Genomic DNA, 430 nt, shown 5'->3' with positions numbered 1-430 from the left:
TTTCAGACGGCCTAAACGGTGTCAGTTTGTCTAAGTGTCGGTTTGCAAATTCTGCAATAAGTTTTGAATCTGCTTTGTCTGTTTTGGTATTGCTGAACTGACTCTTTGCGTATTCTTTTATTTTCAAGGGATTAATAACGTAAACTGTATAAAGTGCGCTCAAATATTCCGCCGCCTGTTCGTAATAAATACCTGTTGCTTCCATACTTATTGCAATTTTTCTAATTCGTTTTGTTTTTATCCAATTAATCAGATTCTCAAATCCTTCTGTACTATTGGATATTTTTATATAGTCTTTGCTTCCTTTAGTTTTAATCAACGTTGCGTCTATCGTGTCTTTCGATACGTCCAACCCTATTACATTCATTTTTCATTTTCCTTATTTATTCAGCCTGAAATGGCTATGATGATATTCAATCTTTAAGGTAAT

The 430-nt window shown here is 33.5% G+C and carries 1 protein-coding gene; it reads right to left on the bottom strand.

Annotated elements, in window-relative coordinates:
- Positions 1–367 (bottom strand): IS110 family transposase (locus HMPREF2700_RS05905; RefSeq protein WP_141745823.1); only part of this gene is annotated, 367 nt, incomplete at its 3' end.
- Between the last annotated feature and the right edge of the window lie 63 nt (positions 368–430).

This window comes from Neisseria sp. HMSC068C04 (assembly GCF_001810105.1).
In the GTDB taxonomy this organism is placed as follows: Bacteria; Pseudomonadota; Gammaproteobacteria; order Burkholderiales; family Neisseriaceae; genus Neisseria; species Neisseria flavescens_B.
This window is presented reverse-complemented; position numbering and strand designations above follow the sequence as displayed.